The 18,713-nt window shown below is 39.2% G+C and carries 18 protein-coding genes and 1 tRNA gene; 6 read left to right on the forward strand and 13 right to left on the reverse strand.

The genetic code is table 11. The annotated features are described in order from the left end of the window. Complete coding sequence (locus BLQ18_RS11480) at nucleotides 1–195, reverse strand: small ribosomal subunit protein bS21 (protein WP_090295840.1); 195 nt, start codon at nucleotides 193–195, stop codon at nucleotides 1–3. Between the two features lie 766 nt (nucleotides 196–961). After that, nucleotides 962–1,046: transfer RNA gene (locus BLQ18_RS11490), tRNA-Ser, on the reverse strand. 154 nt (nucleotides 1,047–1,200) lie between these two features. Here BLQ18_RS11490 and BLQ18_RS11495 point away from each other — a divergent pair. Next, nucleotides 1,201–1,953, forward strand: a complete 753-nt coding sequence (locus BLQ18_RS11495; protein WP_090295846.1) for a sulfite exporter TauE/SafE family protein — start codon at nucleotides 1,201–1,203, stop codon at nucleotides 1,951–1,953. 11 nt (nucleotides 1,954–1,964) lie between these two features. Continuing rightward, nucleotides 1,965–3,158, forward strand: coding sequence for a DegT/DnrJ/EryC1/StrS family aminotransferase (locus tag BLQ18_RS11500; protein WP_090295850.1), 1,194 nt, complete (start codon nucleotides 1,965–1,967; stop codon nucleotides 3,156–3,158). Between the two features lie 200 nt (nucleotides 3,159–3,358). On the opposite strand, the gene ribB is transcribed toward BLQ18_RS11500, so the two are convergent. From ribB to BLQ18_RS11550, 10 genes are all read right to left on the reverse strand, one after another. Continuing rightward, nucleotides 3,359–4,498 carry a 3,4-dihydroxy-2-butanone-4-phosphate synthase gene (gene ribB / locus BLQ18_RS11505; RefSeq protein ID WP_090295855.1) on the reverse strand — a complete coding sequence of 380 codons (1,140 nt, stop codon included), beginning with the start codon at nucleotides 4,496–4,498 and terminating at the stop codon, nucleotides 3,359–3,361. Beyond that, nucleotides 4,498–5,994 (reverse strand): LptF/LptG family permease, encoded by a 1,497-nt coding sequence (locus BLQ18_RS11510; protein WP_090295858.1) that lies wholly within the window; start codon nucleotides 5,992–5,994, stop codon nucleotides 4,498–4,500. Before BLQ18_RS11510 ends, ribB begins: the two co-directional genes overlap by 1 nt. A gap of 3 nt (nucleotides 5,995–5,997) precedes the next feature. After that, a complete protein-coding gene (gene lolA1, locus BLQ18_RS11515; protein ID WP_090297573.1) occupies nucleotides 5,998–6,645 on the reverse strand; it encodes an outer membrane lipoprotein periplasmic chaperone LolA1 in 648 nt (215 codons plus the stop codon). A 4-nt stretch (nucleotides 6,646–6,649) separates the two neighbouring features. Continuing rightward, nucleotides 6,650–9,034 (reverse strand): DNA translocase FtsK, encoded by a 2,385-nt coding sequence (locus BLQ18_RS11520; RefSeq protein ID WP_090295862.1) that lies wholly within the window; start codon nucleotides 9,032–9,034, stop codon nucleotides 6,650–6,652. Between the two features lie 62 nt (nucleotides 9,035–9,096). Further along, nucleotides 9,097–9,462 carry a diacylglycerol kinase gene (locus BLQ18_RS11525; RefSeq protein WP_090295867.1) on the reverse strand — a complete coding sequence of 122 codons (366 nt, stop codon included), beginning with the start codon at nucleotides 9,460–9,462 and terminating at the stop codon, nucleotides 9,097–9,099. A gap of 136 nt (nucleotides 9,463–9,598) precedes the next feature. After that, nucleotides 9,599–9,856 (reverse strand): DUF6952 family protein, encoded by a 258-nt coding sequence (locus BLQ18_RS11530; RefSeq protein ID WP_090295870.1) that lies wholly within the window; start codon nucleotides 9,854–9,856, stop codon nucleotides 9,599–9,601. Beyond that, nucleotides 9,837–10,151, reverse strand: coding sequence for a thioredoxin family protein (locus tag BLQ18_RS11535; protein ID WP_090295873.1), 315 nt, complete (start codon nucleotides 10,149–10,151; stop codon nucleotides 9,837–9,839). The genes BLQ18_RS11530 and BLQ18_RS11535 overlap by 20 nt, the downstream gene beginning before the upstream one ends. A gap of 6 nt (nucleotides 10,152–10,157) precedes the next feature. Then, the gene (locus BLQ18_RS11540; RefSeq protein WP_090295876.1) at nucleotides 10,158–10,802 is read right to left on the reverse strand and encodes a peroxiredoxin; all 645 of its coding nucleotides are present in this window, start codon (nucleotides 10,800–10,802) and stop codon (nucleotides 10,158–10,160) included. A 209-nt stretch (nucleotides 10,803–11,011) separates the two neighbouring features. Beyond that, nucleotides 11,012–12,502: a Na+/H+ antiporter NhaC gene (gene nhaC / locus BLQ18_RS11545; protein ID WP_090295879.1), complete on the reverse strand. Its 1,491-nt coding sequence runs from the start codon at nucleotides 12,500–12,502 to the stop codon at nucleotides 11,012–11,014. A gap of 70 nt (nucleotides 12,503–12,572) precedes the next feature. Next, entirely contained in the window at nucleotides 12,573–13,793 is a 1,221-nt protein-coding gene (locus BLQ18_RS11550; protein ID WP_090295882.1) for an aminotransferase class I/II-fold pyridoxal phosphate-dependent enzyme, read from the reverse strand. A gap of 150 nt (nucleotides 13,794–13,943) precedes the next feature. Between BLQ18_RS11550 and BLQ18_RS11555 the strand changes: the two genes are divergently transcribed. The 3 genes from BLQ18_RS11555 to BLQ18_RS11565 all read left to right on the forward strand — a co-directional run bounded on the left by BLQ18_RS11555 (nucleotide 13,944) and on the right by BLQ18_RS11565 (nucleotide 16,853). Continuing rightward, nucleotides 13,944–14,402, forward strand: a complete 459-nt coding sequence (locus BLQ18_RS11555) for an Lrp/AsnC family transcriptional regulator (protein WP_090295885.1) — start codon at nucleotides 13,944–13,946, stop codon at nucleotides 14,400–14,402. A 214-nt stretch (nucleotides 14,403–14,616) separates the two neighbouring features. Further along, nucleotides 14,617–16,020: a dihydrolipoyl dehydrogenase gene (gene lpdA / locus BLQ18_RS11560; RefSeq protein ID WP_090295888.1), complete on the forward strand. Its 1,404-nt coding sequence runs from the start codon at nucleotides 14,617–14,619 to the stop codon at nucleotides 16,018–16,020. Nucleotides 16,021–16,118: 98 nt separating this feature from the next. Continuing rightward, nucleotides 16,119–16,853, forward strand: a complete 735-nt coding sequence (locus tag BLQ18_RS11565; RefSeq protein WP_139150389.1) for a DUF2927 domain-containing protein — start codon at nucleotides 16,119–16,121, stop codon at nucleotides 16,851–16,853. On the opposite strand, the gene BLQ18_RS11570 is transcribed toward BLQ18_RS11565, so the two are convergent. Further along, complete coding sequence (locus BLQ18_RS11570; protein WP_090295897.1) at nucleotides 16,850–18,046, reverse strand: heparan-alpha-glucosaminide N-acetyltransferase domain-containing protein; 1,197 nt, start codon at nucleotides 18,044–18,046, stop codon at nucleotides 16,850–16,852. The genes BLQ18_RS11565 and BLQ18_RS11570 overlap by 4 nt on opposite strands. A gap of 130 nt (nucleotides 18,047–18,176) precedes the next feature. Here BLQ18_RS11570 and BLQ18_RS11575 point away from each other — a divergent pair, with 130 nt between their 5' ends. Continuing rightward, nucleotides 18,177–18,710: an NADPH-dependent FMN reductase gene (locus BLQ18_RS11575; RefSeq protein ID WP_090295901.1), complete on the forward strand. Its 534-nt coding sequence runs from the start codon at nucleotides 18,177–18,179 to the stop codon at nucleotides 18,708–18,710. Nucleotides 18,711–18,713: the final 3 nt, after the last annotated feature.

Consider the following 18,713-nt stretch of genomic DNA (forward strand, 5'->3'; position numbering starts at 1 on the left):
CTATTCTTCCATCTTTAGCTTATATTCATTTAGGTAAACGGCCTTTGCCATCTGTTCCCGCTTCGCTGTGGACTTTTTTGTGAACTCCTTATTGTTTCTAATTTGAGTCAACTGTTTGGTGCTGCGAACTTTATTGCGATATCTCTTCAGTGCCCGATCAATATTCTCCCCAGGTACGATTTTAATTTTAAGCATATGGTATATTTTATAAGTGATGTACAAATCATGATGAAGCTGATAGCAAAAAAGAGTGCAGTATAGGATAAGCACTTTAAGAGGATAACAACTATAATTTCGCTAATAGGTGCAAAGGCCCACGAAATTCGAATATTGGTACAAGCGAAAAATAATTAAGAAGTGGCCCTTTAAGTAATGTGGTGATATGTTGGGCAGTCTTTTTTATTTAAGGACAGGTATAATTTTCGTCCATAATTTTAATGTGATGTAAAGGAACGCATTTAAATTGGATTTCAGCCGTTTAAAACCCAATAACTTATTTGTATTTATCTCTGTTCCAAGTATCTTTTTAATTGAATGAAATCTCCATACAAGGTATTGGGAGAAAATTAAAATTAAAAGGATATAATTCCCGTAACTGAAAAGATAAATAAAGTAGTTCCAGAGAAGTTTGAATGTTGAAACAGCAAAAAACGATTCGATTAAATCAATTAAACAATGTAAAAGGATTACATAAAATGTCATGAGATATAATCCTACAAGTAGTTCAAACAAATGATTCGTTAATCGGAATCAGTATAAAATTGGAAGTTCTGTGAACTAGATTGGCACCCAAAAAACAAAAGCCCCTAAAATAGGGGCTTTTCACGTCAATAAGCGGAGAAAGAGGGATTTTGTTCCAACCTCCCTCTTGCGGCATTTTGCAAATGCCTAAATCATTAAAATAAAAAAACCGCTAGAGACAACTCTGCGGTTTTTTATTTTCAAGCTTTGCGCTTGGTTGCGGAGAAAGAGGGATTCGAACCCCCGGAGGTGTGACCCTCAACAGTTTTCAAGACTGCCGCATTCGACCACTCTGCCATTTCTCCGTTTGCGGGTGCAAATATATAAAGCTTTTTCGTATCCCAAAAGCCCTTTGTGCTTTATTATAAAAATAAATTCACAACAACTTTATAACAAACCGAATCCAAACTTTGTAAATTTCAATGAGCTTGTTCAAAACAATGGTCATACCTTTGTACTATGTTGGAATGGTACCACTATTTGCTCTTGGTGGCTGTAGGTTTTGCAGTTGGATTCATTAACACCGTGGCAGGAGGTGGCTCGCTACTTTCGCTGCCTACCCTTATCTTTTTGGGATTGCCCCCAGCAGTGGCAAACGGCACCAATCGTGTGGCCATAGTTATTCAGACCGCAATGGCAACAGCAGGTTTTAAGAGCAAAGGCATTTCTACCTATCCATTCAATATCTATCTCGGAATTTCAGCCTTTTTTGGGGCTATTATCGGTGCTTATATTGCTGTGGATATTGATGGGGAGACCTTTAATCGCATTTTGGCCATTGTAATGCTGGCTGTGGTGCTCATCATTATTTTCAAACCAAAAATGCGGGTGCAAGAAATGCAGGAGCAACTTACGGGAAAATACCTTTGGGTAGCTTTGATTGTATTTTTCTTTTTCGGAATTTACGGGGGCTTTATCAATGCAGGTTTAGGGTTTGTCATGATGCTTTTTCTGCATTATTACAATCAGATGAATTTGGTAAAATCCAACGCCACTAAAGTGGTGGTGGTTTTTATTTACATGCTTGCCGCCCTGGCGGTTTTTGCATTTAATGATAAAGTTGACTGGAAACTTGGGCTTGTTTTGGCTATTGGAAATGGCTCTGGAGCATGGTTTGCCAGCAGATTCTCCGTAAAAAAAGGAGATGGATTCATAAAAACATTTTTAGTAATAGCCGTAGTATTGATGGCAATTAAGCTATGGTTCTTTTAAATTAAGTTAGTATGCCAGGATTTGAGCTTTTTGGAGACAAGGAAAGAAAAGAAGTACAGGATGTAATGGATTCTGGCGTATTGATGCGCTACGGATTTGATGGCATGCGCAACGGACATTGGAAAACCAAAGAGCTGGAGAATGGTCTTTCTGAAAGAATGCAATCCAAATATGCCCATTTGGTAAGTAGTGGTACAGCAGCATTAACAGTTGCATTGGCCAGTGCGGGTGTTGGGGCAGGAGATGAGGTGATTATGCCCACTTTTACCTTTGTGGCCAGTTTTGAGTCTATTTTAGCTATTGGTGCAGTTCCCATTTTAGTGGATATTGATAGCACTTTGACTTTAAATCCTGATGCAGTTGAAAAAGCGATAACACCTAAAACCAAAGTGGTAATGCCTGTGCATATGTGTGGTTCCATGGCCAATTTGGGTGTTTTAAAAGCCATTTGTGATGCACATGGGTTGTTGTTGTTGGAAGATGCCTGTCAGGCCATAGGCGGCAGTTATAATGGAAAACCTTTAGGTAGTGTAGGGGATTTGGGGTGTTTTTCTTTTGATTATGTAAAAACCATTACCTGTGGTGAAGGAGGTGCGGTAATCACAAACAATAAGAGTTATTATGAAAATGCCCATATGTATTCTGATCATGGGCACGATCATATTGGAAATAATAGGGGAGCAGAGGCTCATCCATTTTTGGGGTATAATTTTAGAATTTCTGAAATGAATGCGGCCGTAGGAGTAGCGCAATTGGCTCGTTTGGACGAATTTCTTGCCATTCAAAAACGGAATTACACGATTATTCGCGAAGCACTGTCTGTAATTCCTCAATTGGAATTTAGGTCAGTTCCAGAAGGGGGAGAAGAGAATTATTCCTTTTTAAGTTTCTTTATGCCAACGGAAGATTTGGCTCAAAAAACACATCAAGCTTTAAGTGATAATGGTGTAGATGGTTGCTTTTATTGGTACAACAACAATTGGCACTATTACAAAAAATGGGAGCATTTAACGGAAATGAAATCCTTGGGCAAACTTCCTAAAGATGTGCAAGAATCCTTACCTGATTATAGCAAAGCTGATTTCTCTGAATCGGATAAATGGATGTCCAGAAACATTTCCTGCCTTATTAAATTAGGCTGGTCGGAAACCGAGGTGGCTGAAAGAGCTCAAAAAATGGTAGAGGCGATTACATCAGTGCTTTAAATGCTTCAATTGCACCGCTCTTTCAGAATAACTATAAATCCAAGAACAATGTCATTCTGAACACCCGCCTGCGGCTGGCAGGAAGTGAAGAAACTATTTGCGAAAATGACACGAATTACTCAAATTCTCATGAATATGTTTGTTGGTCATTTCTAGAGAAGTCAAGAAATCCCTTTTATACTTGAAACATGAGCGCGAATTTAATAATTCACATATTCAACTATCTCAAGACCATAGCCGACCATCCCAACACGCCTGGTTTGACCTGAATTTGTCAGTAAGCGAATTTTGGAAATATTGATGTCGTGAAGAATCTGCGCACCAATGCCAAAATCTTTGTTGTCCATTTCAACCTTCGGTGCTTTGGTTACTCCATCCCCCTGAATCTTTTTAAACTCGGATAAACGGTTCAATAGATTCATGGACTGATTACCTTGATTGATGAAAATAATGGCGCTTTTTTCCTCTGCATTCAAAGCATCGAACATGCGATGCAGGGTTTCATCAGGATTATTGGTCAAAGTTCCCAAAATATCATTGTTCACCAAAGTAGAATTAATTCGGGTAAGGACTGGTTCTCCTGTTTTCCAATTTCCTTTTAGCAATGCAATATGAACTTGATCGTTCGTGGTTTGCTTGTAGGCGCGAAGCCTAAACTGACCAAATCGTGTGTTGATGGTAAATGCTTCCTTCAACTCAATCAAGCTATCGTGTTCCATGCGATAGGCAATCAAATCTTCAATGGAAACAATTTTGATGTCAAATTTTTTGGCTACTTCCATCAATTGTGGCAAACGAGCCATAGAACCATCCTCGTTCATGATTTCCACAATAACACCTGCTGGTTCCAATCCTGCCAAACGGGCAAAATCAATTGCAGCTTCGGTATGCCCTGTTCGGCGTAACACACCACCTTCTTTCGCAATGAGTGGAAAAATATGTCCAGGACGGGCCAATTCGTGAGCTTTCGTTTCTTTATCGGTCAAAGCCAATACAGTTTTAGCTCTATCTCCAGCGGAAATACCTGTGGTAACCCCTTTACCTCTTAAATCTACCGAAACTGTAAAAGCGGTTTCCAAAGGATCTGTATTGTGGGTCACCATTTTGTGAAGTCCCAAATCCTTGCAACGCCCTTCAGTCAAGGGAGCGCAAATCAACCCACGACCATGGGTGGCCATAAAATTGATGGTCTCAGGTGTAATCAATTCAGCAGCAGCCAAAAAATCCCCTTCATTTTCCCTGTTCTCATCATCTACCACAATAATAACCTTACCTTCTCTAATGTCGGCAATGGCTTCTTCTATGGCGTTTAGCTGTATGTCTTTTTCTTTGGTGACCATTATTCTTCTGAATCTTTATCTTTCTTTTTAAAAATAGCTTTAATGCGGTCAATAATATGACCAAAGCCAAGTAACCCTTTATCGGCAGTTGCTCTCCTTGTTAACGATATACCCAACGGGAGCATGATCAATGTGGGCAACCAAGCTCCGATTGCTGGATGAATGTTTCCTTCTTTGGCATAGTTCCCAGCGAAAACACCAATAAAGTAGTAGGTTAAAAATAAGACAATGGCAATTACCATGGGTAACCCTAATCCTCCTTTACGTATAATGGCGCCCAACGGTGCCCCAACAAAGAACAAAATAATACACGATAGGGCAAGGGCATATTTTTGATGTAGGGATAGAATATGGCTGTTGTAAAACTTATAGCGGGATTGTAGTTCATTTTTCTTGGACTCAACCGTGTTCAAGATACTGGATACATCACTTAGAGCCTTTCTCATCACTTGGATTTGCTCAAAATTCTCTAAGCTGGCTATAAGTCCATCTACAGTGGTTATGGTATCATTTTTAACTACCTTCTTCTTTTTTGGTTTGATTTTTTCTGCCTCTTGTTGGGTGGAATCTTCAAGAATTTCAGGTGGAAAAGCTCCCATTCGGTTGACCACGTTTTTGGAAAACGCTTCCACCTTCTCCAAATTATTGATGCGTAGCGAGTCGATATCCTTGATCAATCGGCTCACATTTTTCATCTTGTTAGTGGTAATATTCTGGTCTTCCTCCAAATCTTGGTCGTTCAACTCCGAAATATCAATATTGATAGTGTAAGATTCAAAATCGGATTTGGCAAAGGGTTGCTTTCTTTTATCCTTGGCATCTTTCGGAACCACTTCTTCGTAGTAATTTCCATCTTTCAGTACCAATTGGATAATATCAGATTCCTCACTACTGATCAACTCTCCAGATTTGGCCTTGATCACAACATTATTGACATTTTGATTGGTCTTTTTGTGGATGATTACGTTGTCCAAAAACCGATCTTGTTCCCCGTGTTTTTTGTCCACTTTAATGTTCATGCCTTGGGCCGTTCCCTCAAAATCGCTAAAAACACCTTCGGTAATGGCCGCTGCGGGCTTTACCTTGGCAATGTTTCGTCTAAGGTTAAACATTTTTTGTTCAGATTTTGGAATCACGTTATTGGCAAAGAAAAAAGTCACTACGCCAAGAAAAAGCACAAAAACGATAAGGCTTCGCATACCTCTTTGCAATGATATTCCAGAGGCTTTCATGGCAGCGAACTCGTAGTTTTCTGCAAAGGTTCCAAAAGTCAAAATAGAGGATAGCAGTACTGTTAGTGGAAGTACCTTATCAATTAGTGTTGGAATAAAATAGAAGATAAACTTTCCGATGATGACAATACCTAGACCTTTTCCTGCCAAATCATCGATAAAAAGCCATATTCCCTGAAAAATGAATATGACGATCAGGATGAAGAAGGAACTAAAGAAATTGTAGAGAAATCTCTTTAAAATATACTGGTCTAGTATCTTCAATGCTTAGTTTGTTGTGATGTAATACCCTTTGTCTTCGTATTTTTTCGCGTTAAAGGTAAAAAGAGTACTCGAAAGTGGCTGATTGGTTTTGAAAGTATTAACGGTAATCGTGGTTTTGGTACCGTTGTTACCCGTTTGAATCAGCTTGTAAATGTGCTTGGTCTGCGCATCGATACCCAACAAAACTGTCTTGATTTCGGTGTTGGAGTCGATTGGGGTCAATTTTACATACTGGATTTTTCTACCTCCAACCGTTTGTAAAATATCCCAAGCGTAGTTGTGTCCTGTTTTATAAAAGGTCAACATTTTGGAAGGACTCACATTGTCGTCATCTTCGTTGACATCCTCGATGGTCACCTCTTCATTTTCTGGAACAATGGTATACACCTTTTTGCCATCGAACAATTGTTGTGCGCCAAAGTAATCCAAAAGGTATTTTTCACCACTCAAGGTTACATTTCCATTGGTTTCTTGTTTTAAATCAGCCTCGGTGTTCTCAATGGTCGATTTAAAATCGATATAAATGTTATCGTAGCTTTTTACCTTGTTGTAAACCTCGTCCAACAAAGCTTTGGCTTTATCTGAGTTTTGTCCGTAGGAGGTAATTCCTACTGCAAACAATGCTATAAAAAGAATATATTTTTTGATCATGATTTTATTTTGTTTCATTTTCTAAAAGTTGTTCCAAAGCATACATATCAGGCACCAAAACTTGTCGTGCCTTACTGCCTTCAAAAGGTCCTACAATTCCAGCAGCTTCTAATTGATCTATAATTCTACCAGCTCTATTGTAGCCCAATTTTAATTTTCTTTGTATTAAAGATGCTGAACCTTGCTGCGCAATCACAATAACTTCTGCCGCATCACGGAACATGGCATCTCTGTCCGAAATATCATTATCAAGACTTGTGCCAGATTCCTCACCAACATACTCTGGCAGTAGATGCGCTTCTGGGTATGCTCTTTGCGACCCAATATAATCGGTTATTTTGGCAACTTCGGGTGTATCCACAAAGGCACATTGAATACGAGTTACATCGTTGCCTTGGGTGTAGAGCATATCCCCGCGACCAATTAATTGGTCGGCACCCTGTGCATCCAAGATGGTTCTTGAGTCAATTTTTGAGGTTACCCTAAAGGCAATACGTGCAGGGAAGTTCGCCTTTATGATCCCTGTAATCACATTCACCGATGGTCTCTGGGTGGCAATGATCAAGTGAATGCCGATGGCACGAGCCAATTGTGCCAATCTGGCAATAGGGGTTTCTACTTCCTTACCCGCCGTCATAATTAAATCGGCAAACTCGTCAATTACCAAAACAATGTAGGGCAAGAATTTGTGTCCATCGTTCGGATTTAATTTACGAGCCTTGAACTTGGTATTATATTCCTTAATGTTTCGAACCATGGCCGTTTTGAGCAATTCGTAACGGTTGTCCATTTCAATACAAAGGGAGTTCAACGTATTGATTACCTTGGCATTGTCGGTGATAATGGCCTCATCAGAATCGGGAAGTTTGGCCAAAAAGTGACGTTCAATTTTATTGTAAAGGGTCAATTCCACCTTTTTAGGGTCTACAAAAATAAATTTCACCTCTGCTGGGTGTTTCTTGTAGAGTAAGGAGGTAATTACCGCATTTAATCCAACTGATTTACCTTGACCTGTGGCACCTGCCATAAGCATGTGCGGCATTTTGGCGAGATCTACCACAAAAGTTTCGTTGCTAATGGTTTTACCAAAGGCAACAGGCAACTCCATTTCGGCTTTTTGGAATTTGTTGGAGGCGATTACCGAACGCATAGAAACCACAGTGGCATTTTTGTTTGGTACCTCAATACCTACGGTTCCTTTTCCTGGGATTGGTGCAATGATTCGAATTCCCAATGCCGCTAAGGAAAGTGCTATGTCGTCTTCCAAGTTTTTGATTTTGGAAATACGAATCCCTGCTTCAGGAACAATTTCATATAAAGTAACAGTAGGCCCAATGGTCGCCTTAATTTGGGCGATGCCTATTTTATAGTTTTTAAGCGTACTGACAATTCTGTTCTTGTTTTCCTCGAGCTCTTCCTGGTTGATGGTGATGCCGCCACTGGCACCATGCGCATCCAATAAGTCGATGGTTGGGAATTTGTAATTGCCCAATTCCAATTTGGGATCGAACTCGCCAAAATCTTCCACTAACTTAGCAGCTTTGGCATCAGTTTCTTCCTCCACAGTAGATTCTTCGACCTTTAAATCGATATCGGATTCCTCCTCTTCAGGAATGTTTACATCAAGTCCTGCTTCATTTTGAAGAGGTGGGATGTCCTTTTTATGGGTATAGGTGTCTATTTTTTCTGGAACACTGTCCTCCATACTGAGTTCAATGCTACCTTCTTCTTCAATTTCATTAATTGTATCATCAACAGTTGTTGAAGGCGTGTCAAAATCGGATTTTATTTTCTGTTTTTGACTTTTAAAGAAGTTAGCGAATCCTTCAGGGGTGAAATTGAACAGTCTCACCAAAATCACCATCAAGACGAACAGCAAAATCAAGAATACACCGATTTTCCCTGTGTAATCTTGAAGGAAATCATTCATTTCAAAGCCAATCAAACCACCCAAAAGGGGATAGCTGGAGGCAAAGAAACCCAATGCAATGGAGCCCCAGATTACACCAATGAGTCCCCAGATCCATTTGCCAACCAATCCTTTTAATTCCAATCCTAAAAATAGATAGAGCCCAGTTATGGCCAAGAGCAATGGGAAAACAAAGGAGGCCAATCCGAATCCTTGGTACATGAAAAAATGGCTGACACTCGCCCCAAACTTATTTAAAAGGTTGCTGGCTTCGGCATTTCTATTGGCAAATTCTGATAAAAGACTTTGATCGTCCTGCCATGTAAAATAGAAGGACATAAAAGAGAAGACAAGCGCAATGCTCAGAACAATCAAAAGGCTACCAAAAATGATTTTGTTCTGCTTGGAAGGCTTCAGTGAAATCTTCTTTTTAGCAGTAGTTGTGCTTTTTGATTTTGATTTGGTTCTTTTTTTTGCCATCAATTGTTGTTAAGCGGGGCTAAGTTACAAATTTACGTTGCTACTCGAGGTCTTGGATTTTACTAAAAGATTTTAGGTATATAGATGATCAAACCAATGATACTGGCAATGACCGATACTATCATTACGGCTCCTGCCGAAATATCTTTGATCAACCCAATTTTTGGGTCGTGATTCGGCTGTATGTAGTCGCATACTTTTTCAATAGCTGTGTTTAAGGCCTCAATGCCCATCACCAAACCGATGGCAAACAGTTGAAAAATCCATTCAGCATTGGAAATTTCAAAATAAAAACCAGCAGCGGTCATCACCAAACCAATTACAAACTGAATTTGAATGCTAGATTCAGTACGCAATAACAAGAACATGCCCTTGAGGGCATACCCTACGCTTTTTATCCGATTCTGTAGAAAAGATTCTTTGGGCATAAAGAATACTTCAACGGTGTTTTTTAATGGTTATGATGCTCGATTAGGAGCAGGTTCGGTGTCAAAAATACTCAAAAAAAAACCTTCCCAAAGTCTATTTTGGAAAGGTTCTTTAAAGTTATTTACAATGTATATGCTACTTGTCTATTGAGCCTAGCACTCTTGACATAAAACCGTTTAGAGCTTCTTTTTTAGGAGTTCCATTTTTGATTTCATTGGAAACTTCCAAAGCCCCATAAAGGTTGGAGATCAATTCCCCGATCATGTCCAGTTCTTCATCTTTCAAACTTGCCACTTCGCAAACACTTTCCAAAGTATCGGCAGTTTCTTGAAGATAATCCTCATCGTGCTCTTCGGCAAAATTGACCAATTGTTTAATTATGGGCAACTTCATTGATCAAGTCTTTTAAAACATCATACTTATTGGTCTGTACCTGATTTTTCAAAGCTCCTTTTGAAAAAGTAGCGAAAGTGGGTAAGTTGTCCACATTGGCCAATTTTCTGGATTCAGGGAACTTTTCGGCATCGACCATTACGAACTTAATGTTCTCGTTCAGCGTCGCTTCTTTTTTGAACTTAGGCTTCATGATTCTGCAGTTACCGCACCAAGATGCGCTATACTGAACCACTACATTGTCATTGCTGGCAATTACTTCGCTCAAGTTGTCTTTGTCCAATTCTACAACCATGGCTGCTTAGTTTACGTGGTTGGCCAAATATTCAGAAACACCTGCTCTATCAGCGTTCATGGCTTCTTTTCCTTCTTCCCAGTTTGCTGGACAAACCTCACCTTTTTCTTGAACGTGGGTAAAGGCATCTACCAAACGCAAAAATTCGTTTACGTTTCTTCCCAATGGCATGTGGTTGATGCTTTCGTGGAATACGGTTCCTTCTTCGTCGATCAAATACGTAGCTCTATATGTAACGTTGTCACCTTCTACCATTACAGTATTGGTTTCTTCGTTGTATTCCTCTTTCATGATATCCAAAATACCCAAGGCAGTTGCCAAGTTTCGGTTGCTGTCAGAAACGATAGGGTAGGTTACACCTTCAATACCACCGTTGTCCTTTGCAGTGCTCAGCCAAGCAAAATGTACTTCAGCAGTATCACAAGAAGCTCCAATTACAATGGTGTTTCTTTTTTCAAATTCAGCTAGGTTTTGTTGAAAAGCGAAAAGCTCTGTTGGGCAAACAAAAGTGAAATCTTTTGGGTACCAGAACAACAAAACTTTCTTGTTTTCAGCTTTGGCTTTCTCTAAAATGTTGATTTTGAATGTGTCGCCCAATTCGTCGATGGCGTTTACTTCAATGTTTGGAAATTTTCTTCCTACTAAAGTCATTTATTGGATTTTTTTAATGAATTCGAGCAACAAAAATAGCACGGATTCATGGCTTTAAAACCCATGAAAATTAGTTTTTCTTATGGCTTAATAAGTTGTAACTATGACGCAAAAATGTACCGTCATTATTGAGGTTACAGTAAAATCAACCGCTGATTTTTGATAACATCACAAAGAAATGATGTATCATGAAAAAGTAAATTGAAAATTTATTCCGTAGTGGTTGTGGTCAATTGTTTGATCTTGATTTGTAGCGCGGCAAATAGCAAGGTCATGAACGGACTTAACCAGTTAAAAACGGCATAAATGCCATATTCTGCCACGCCAACACCCAAAACACCGCTATGGTATGCACCACAGGTATTCCAAGGTACCAAAACTGATGTTACCGTTCCAGAATCTTCCAAGGATCTACTTAAATTTTCAGGAGCTAAACCACGATCTTTGTACGCTTTGGAAAACATTTTTCCAGGAACTACAATGGCCAAATATTGATCGGAAGCGGTGACGTTCAGTGCCAAACAGCTTCCCACGGTGCTGGCAAACAGACCAAAAGTGGTCTTGGCCAGTTTCAGTAAGGATTCCGTGATGCGTTCCAAAGCACCGATTCCATCCATGATGCCTCCAAAAACCATGGCGCAAACAATCAACCAAATGGTGCCCAACATTCCTGACATTCCTCCTGAAGAGAATAAATCGTTGAGTGCAGGGTCGCTGGTTGCGATTTCCGTATCTACGGTGATGGCATTCAATATGCCTTTATAGGCTGTTTCAAAAGTAAGTTCGCTTCCTCCTCCAATTGCGGCAACAATTTCTGGCTGAAAAATCAAAGCAAACACACCAGCTAAAAGCGTTCCAATTAATAGTGCCAATAAGGGTGGTGCTTTTTTTACAATCAGACCGATCACGACCAAAGGCACAATAAATAACCAAGCATTTATATTAAAGGTAGCGCTGATGTTGGTCAAAATGGAACTAGTATCAGCTTCACCAGAAGTGTCGATTGTAAATCCTAATATGATAAAGACAATAAGTGTTACAACAATGGTAGGAATGGTGGTGTATGCCATATATCTAATATGGGAAAACAAATCTCCACCAGCCATCGCAGGTGCCAAGTTGGTAGTATCGCTCAAAGGAGACATTTTATCTCCAAAATAAGCTCCAGATAGCACTGCGCCTGCTGTCATTCCCAAAGAAATATCCAAAGCATCGCCAATACCGATCAATGCAATACCAACGGTTGCTGCGGTGGTCCAGCTACTTCCTGTTGCCACCGAAATAATGGCGCAAATAATCACACAGGCCGCCAAGAAAATGGTGGGGTTCAATATTTGAAGTCCGTAATAGATCATAGCGGGGATAATTCCGCTGACCAACCAAGTTCCTGAAAGCGCACCAACCATCAACAGAATCAATAAAGCTCCTGTGGTCGATTTTACATTTTCGGCCACTTCGTCAATCATCTGTTTGTAGGATACTTTGTTGAAATACCCAACAATGGCCGCGACTGCACCTCCCATTAAAAGAATGAACTGATTTGAACCGCTTAGGGCATCATCACCAAAAACAAAAACATTGTATGCCAACATCGCCACAAGGGCAAATACGGGTATCAATGCTTCTGTTATGGATAAATTTTTGTTTTCTACAATATGTTCGTCTTCCCTAAACTTTGATTGCTCTTCTTTGTTTGGCATTTGGTCTGAGTTTGTTAAGAGGTAATATTACGATTTTGCCCCTTGTTCTGCAAGCCAAGCCCGTTTTGGATTAAACCAAAGTGGAATCAGAGGTTAGAATTTCTAGTTGTTCCATGCAGTTACGCATCGCCAAATAGGTTTTATGGATGTCGTTGTCCAATCCGATAGAAAAACGGATAAGTCCTTGAGAAAGACCCAGTTCTTTTTGTTCTTCTTCAGGGATTTCTGATGAAGTGGAAGTTCCTGGTGCACTGAACAATGTTTTGTAAAAGCCAAGACTAACTGCCAAATAGCCCAATTTTTCTTTTTGCATGAGTTCCATTAAAGCATTGGCTTTTTCCAAAGTGCCCACATCCAAAGTGAGCATTCCGCCAAATCCAAATTCGGGATTCATGATCTGTTTCATCAATTCATGTTGTGGGTGACTTTTTAAACCTGGATAGACCACTCTTAGACCATCTTTTTCAAATTGCTCCGCCAAATAATGGGCATTTTCGCTGTGTTTTTTAATTCTAATATGCAGTGTCCGCATGTTTTTAAGGATGGATGCGGCACGTAAACTATCCAATGTGCTTCCCAAAAGCATTCCAGCACCACTATTTACATCTTTAAGGCTCAAACAGAAATTGGAGGTTCCGCAAACAGCACCTGCAACACAATCACTGGTTCCATTGATGAATTTGGTCAAACTATGGATCACCACATCAGCTCCAATTTGCGCTGCATTAATATTTAATGGTGAGAATGTATTGTCAACCACCATTGCAATCAAATTTTTCTGTGCGATTTTCGACAAGGATGGAATATCTGCTATTTCCAATAAAGGATTGCTCACTGCTTCGCAATAGATCATTCGGGTTCTTGGATTGATGGATTCCCGAACCGCTTTTAAATCGGTAATATCCACAAAGGCAACAGAGATGTTGAACTTTTTCACAAAGTTTTTCAAGAAAGCATAAGTGCCCCCATAAATGGTTCTACTGCAAACAATATGGTCGCCAGCATCACATAATTGAAGAATTACAGCACTGATAGCGCCCATGCCACTGGCATACACATTGGCAGATTCGGTGCCTTCCAATTGCGCCATGGCTTCACCTAAATATAAGTTGGAAGGTGAGGAGTGTCTACTATATAAATAACAACCTTCGGTATTTCCCTCAAAGGTGTCGAACATGGTCTTTGCGGAAAGAAAGGTGTAGGTTGATGAATCTGAAATAGAGGGATTTACACCTCCAAATTCGCCAAAATATTGAAGGTCTTGAATATGATCGGATGCTTTATAGTTCATACTGTTTAGTTTTTGATAAAAATACTATGATTTAGATTAAAGTTCAACTAAAATATTTTGAATTAGATTATAATTCGGTTAATTTTAACTTTATAGAATATAATTCAATAAATTAAAATTTAGGAATTGTTCAATAGATAAATCGTCGGTATGAAATTGGATGAACTGGATAAAAAACTCCTCAATATGCTGCAGGAGGATAGTAAAAAAACTACCAAACAGTATGCAGATGCTTTGCATTTGTCCAAAACAGCGGTGTATGAGCGTATTCGCAGGTTGGAACGAAATGGCGTAATTACGCAATATACAGCCATCCTCAATAAGGAAAAGGTGCAACGGGATTTCACCGTTTTGTGCCACATTCGATTAGTACAGCATACTAAGGAAAATGTGTTGAAATTTGAAAAGGAAATTCTTAAACTAGATGAAGTTTCCGAATGTTTTCATGTGGGAGGGGATTACGACTACATTCTTAAAATAAATGTTGAGGATATGCAGAGTTATCGGGAGTTTATGATTACGAAACTAACTGCCATCAATAATATTGGGAACACACAAAGCTCTTTTGTAATCAATGAAGTGAAGAACAGTCCGTCGATTCATATATAAGTACAAGTTCAATGAACAATAACCAATAAACAGTTGGCAATTAACAATAGTCATATCTAGAAATCCAACAGTCGAATTATTCAACCATCTAATAATCCAATAAATCAACCCTTTTCTCACAGATTTGGTTGGTACTGTCCCGAAAAACATTCGTATTTTTACAGCTGTTTTATGATTACATCCAAAAAGAATATATCCTTTCAAATATTACAATATGAATCAATATGATGTAGCCATTATTGGCTCCGGTCCCGGAGGTTATGTGGCGGCCATTAGATGTGCCCAATTGGGAATGAAAACCGCAATCATTGAAAAGTACTCTACTTTAGGCGGAACTTGCCTTAATGTAGGTTGTATTCCATCCAAAGCACTATTGGACTCATCACACCATTACGAAGATGCCGTTAAGCATTTTGAAGAACACGGAATTGAAATTCCAGGCGAAATAAAAGTGAACTTGGAACAAATGATTGCCCGCAAACAAGGGGTTGTAGATCAAACCACCAAGGGTATCGAGTTCTTAATGAGCAAAAATAAGATTGATGTGTATCAGGGAGTTGGTAGTTTTAAAGATGCCACCCATGTCAACATCACAAAAGAGGACGGGGAAGAGACTATTGAGGCAAAAAACATCATTATTGCCACGGGATCAAAACCATCATCACTTCCTTTTATCAATATTGATAAAGAAAGAATCATTACCTCAACAGAGGCCTTAAAATTGAAAGAAATTCCAAAACACCTAATCGTAATTGGTGGTGGTGTTATTGGATTGGAATTGGGTCAAGTATACAAGCGCTTGGGCGCAGAAGTTTCTGTGGTTGAATTCATGGACCGCATAATTCCAGGAATGGATGGCGCGCTTTCCAAAGAATTGGCCAAGGTGATGAAAAAGCAGAAAGTAAAGCTAAATCTGTCCCACAAGGTAAAATCCGTGGAGCGTAAAGGTGATGAAGTAATTGTAAAGGCAGATGACAAGAAAGGAAACGAAGTAACCCTTACTGGAGATTACTGTTTGGTGAGTGTTGGCCGTAAACCTTATACTGAAGGATTGAATGCTGAAGCTGCAGGTGTAAAATTGGATGATAGAGGTAGAGTAGAAGTGAATGAACATCTACAGACCAACGTTTCCAATATTTATGCCATTGGAGATGTGGTGAAAGGAGCTATGTTGGCCCACAAAGCTGAAGAAGAGGGTACTTTGGTGGCTGAAATCTTGGCAGGACAAAAACCACATATCGATTACAACTTGATACCTGGTGTGGTGTACACTTGGCCTGAAGTTGCTGCTGTAGGTAAAACCGAAGAGCAATTGAAAGAGGAGGGTGTCGATTACAAAGTAGGTCAGTTCCCAATGCGTGCCTTGGGTAGAGCCCGTGCAAGCATGGATATTGACGGTTTTGTAAAGATTCTTGCAGATAAGGATACCGACGAGGTTTTGGGCGTTCACATGATTGGTGCCAGATGTGCCGATTTGATTGCTGAAGGTGTAACTGCTATGGAATTTAGAGCATCAGCTGAAGATATTTCACGAATGAGCCATGCCCACCCAACTTTTGCAGAAGCTGTTAAAGAAGCAGCATTGGCTGCTACGGACGATAGGGCTTTGCATATATAACGAATTTCGTCAATTGAAATAGGGCATCCATCAATTGGCAGATATTTAGGATATTATTTTCATCCACTTTTACACTGATTTTTATAAAATAGATTTCAGTGAAAAGGTGGATGATTTTTTTTGGATTGATGTTGTTATTTTCCTGCACAACCGATGAGCAGATTGAAAAACTAGAACCAGACAATCCCAAAAGTCTTTTAAGTCAAGAGCAATTGGATTTTATTGAAACCTACCATTATATCACATACAATCTTAGCCCGACTTCGTTTGGCAGTTCTTTAAATGAACGATGGAGTGATAGAATTAGAATTTATATTGATGGTTTCCCTTATGACACCTACAGGGAAAATATTATTGATAGAATTGATGAAATTAATCAATTAATGACCAATGGTTCTGGAATTATTTTTGTGGATTCAGTTGAAGAGGCAAATGTTCATCTGTACTATGGTTCCAGAGAAGACATAGAAAGTATTTGGCCTGATATTTTCAACTTAATAACATCTTCTTATCAAGGTTACTCAACTTATTTAACTAACTCGGAGTTTCATATTACTTCTGGACGTATTTGGGTAAAATACAGTGAAATTGGCTTGTTTACCCACGAATTGGGACATGTTTTGGGACTCGGCCATGCTGATGATAGTCTTTGTGGTGACAAAATTGAAGATTCAATGAGTATGATGTGTTCCAAAGCGCCAAACAACTTTTATGAATTGGATAAGAATATTTTGAGGGTACTTTACAATCCCAGAATTCCTGTTGGGAAACCTTTTGAAGAGGTAAGACCTGTTTTAGAAGAAATGCTTTTGGACGGTACCATCCAACTTTAGTTGCTACGAACTACTTGAACCAAACGTTGTAACCTTACTCTAACTCTAAGAAAAGTTTCCTTTAAAAACGGAAACAACATCTTTCCAAAATTTATTGACTGGATTTTCACAGTATTCAATAAATAAGCTGCTTTGCCTTTTATTTGAACTTCGTATCTGTTGTATTGCAGTGCAAAATACGTGCTTAATATCATAAATACGATTGCTCCTGGAATCACTACTTCTGGAGTAAGGGAGTGGTTGAAAGGACGATACAGCCCCAATCCAGTTAAACTACCGTAGAGGATAACAAAGTGGATTACATAAATGGATAGCGTGCTTGCTCCAATGTTCAAAATGGTTTTGTTGGTCAAGAATCTCCGCAATACCATAAATATGGCAAAAACAACAAACACATTCCCCAAACGGATGAACAGGTAGTTGTTGGAAACAATTAGTTTTAAGAACTCCCATCCAGTCAAATCATAAAGTGCGTCAAATGCACGTGTGGATTGGTAAATCAACAAATATCCAATTGCCAACGCAATAGAAATGGCCGCAGGATACAAATATTTGAAATTTTTATATCTGGTGAACAGTACAGAGATGAAAGCTCCAATAGTGGTATAACCCAACCATGGAACAATGGTAAATACCGACCCGTTGGCTTTGGTAAAATAATTGGCTATAAATTCAGGTAAGAACGGATAGGTCCAATCTTTATAAACTCGTTCAAAAAGGAAAAGCACCAAAGTGATGACCACCAAAACCGTTGGAAAAACAAACTTTTTTCGATTGCTGGTCAATAAATACACCCCGATCAAAGCCAAAATGGACAGTCCAATGCAATGCAATACATCCACCAAATAAAAGGAGTCATAAATCTGACCTTTCATCAATCCAAAAAGGTTTAAACGAAGTAAATATCCAATCAACAATAGTTGCAAACCGCGACGCAAACCTTTGGCGACCCTTGGATTTTTCATGCCCTTTTGAGGGCTTTTTATCAATAAATAGGTAAAAATAAATCCAGAAACCGTAAAGAAAACAGGAGCAGTAATACCCCTAAAATACAACCAGATATTGTAGGCGGTATTGGTAGTGTCTCTATAAACAGGATCCAAAAGACCATCAATAAAATGACCTTGGAGCATCATTAAAATGGCCCAAGCTCGCATGGCATCTACAAAAAATAACCTATTGTTGGCTGTCATTTGGATTCATATTACCCTATATACTTGTTTTGCAAGTAGTTTGGATGCTTTATGCGCCAAAAATATGCAAAATAGTGTCATCTCAGTTTCAATTGGGGTATTTTAGCGAAACAATTAAAGATTAAATCATATGGCTGCAATATTGGCATTTGCGGGAAGTAATTCTTCCACTTCTATTAATTTTCGATTAGTGAAATTGACCACATCTATGGTGCAAAATCATGATATTCAGCAGCTAAACATGGCAGAACTCCCTTTTGTAATGTTCAGTGAAGACGAAGAGAAACAAAACGGTTATTCAGATGCCTTGGTCGATTTAAAGGATAAAATACAAGCTGCGGATGGCCTTATTTTGTCCGTGAACGAACATAACGGAAACCCCTCAGCTTACTTTAAAAATGTATTGGATTGGTTGTCTCGATTGGATCGTAACTTTTTTGAAGGCACCAAGTTACTTTTGATGTCCACTTCTGGTGGAAAAAGAGGGGCAAAGGGCTCTTTGGGAGTGATCGAGAATATGTTACCTCGATTCGGTGCTGAGATTGTGACCACCTTTTCTTTGCCTGGCTTCTACGACAATTTTAGTGATGAGGCCATTTTGGATGAAGGACTTAAACAGGAGCACGCAAAAGCGCTTCAAACTTTTCTGGATGCCCTAAACTAGAAA

Source organism: Flagellimonas zhangzhouensis, from assembly GCF_900102925.1.
GTDB classification, from domain to species: domain Bacteria; phylum Bacteroidota; class Bacteroidia; order Flavobacteriales; family Flavobacteriaceae; genus Flagellimonas; species Flagellimonas zhangzhouensis.

Excerpts from the sequence above, each read along its gene's own strand:
- BLQ18_RS11540 (WP_090295876.1), bottom strand. The coding sequence starts at position 10,802 with ATGACTTTAGTAGGAAGAAAATTTCCAAACATTGAAGTAAACGCCATC.
- BLQ18_RS11495 (WP_090295846.1), top strand. The coding sequence starts at position 1,201 with ATGTTGGAATGGTACCACTATTTGCTCTTGGTGGCTGTAGGTTTTGCA.
- BLQ18_RS11530 (WP_090295870.1), bottom strand. The coding sequence starts at position 9,856 with ATGAAGTTGCCCATAATTAAACAATTGGTCAATTTTGCCGAAGAGCAC.
- ribB (WP_090295855.1), bottom strand. The coding sequence starts at position 4,498 with ATGGTCACCAAAGAAAAAGACATACAGCTAAACGCCATAGAAGAAGCC.
- BLQ18_RS11535 (WP_090295873.1), bottom strand. The coding sequence starts at position 10,151 with ATGGTTGTAGAATTGGACAAAGACAACTTGAGCGAAGTAATTGCCAGC.
- BLQ18_RS11500 (WP_090295850.1), top strand. The coding sequence starts at position 1,965 with ATGCCAGGATTTGAGCTTTTTGGAGACAAGGAAAGAAAAGAAGTACAG.
- lpdA (WP_090295888.1), top strand. The coding sequence starts at position 14,617 with ATGAATCAATATGATGTAGCCATTATTGGCTCCGGTCCCGGAGGTTAT.
- nhaC (WP_090295879.1), bottom strand. The coding sequence starts at position 12,502 with ATGCCAAACAAAGAAGAGCAATCAAAGTTTAGGGAAGACGAACATATT.
- BLQ18_RS11575 (WP_090295901.1), top strand. The coding sequence starts at position 18,177 with ATGGCTGCAATATTGGCATTTGCGGGAAGTAATTCTTCCACTTCTATT.
- BLQ18_RS11520 (WP_090295862.1), bottom strand. The coding sequence starts at position 9,034 with ATGGCAAAAAAAAGAACCAAATCAAAATCAAAAAGCACAACTACTGCT.
- lolA1 (WP_090297573.1), bottom strand. The coding sequence starts at position 6,645 with ATGATCAAAAAATATATTCTTTTTATAGCATTGTTTGCAGTAGGAATT.
- BLQ18_RS11525 (WP_090295867.1), bottom strand. The coding sequence starts at position 9,462 with ATGCCCAAAGAATCTTTTCTACAGAATCGGATAAAAAGCGTAGGGTAT.
- BLQ18_RS11570 (WP_090295897.1), bottom strand. The coding sequence starts at position 18,046 with ATGACAGCCAACAATAGGTTATTTTTTGTAGATGCCATGCGAGCTTGG.
- BLQ18_RS11555 (WP_090295885.1), top strand. The coding sequence starts at position 13,944 with ATGAAATTGGATGAACTGGATAAAAAACTCCTCAATATGCTGCAGGAG.
- BLQ18_RS11550 (WP_090295882.1), bottom strand. The coding sequence starts at position 13,793 with ATGAACTATAAAGCATCCGATCATATTCAAGACCTTCAATATTTTGGC.
- BLQ18_RS11480 (WP_090295840.1), bottom strand. The coding sequence starts at position 195 with ATGCTTAAAATTAAAATCGTACCTGGGGAGAATATTGATCGGGCACTG.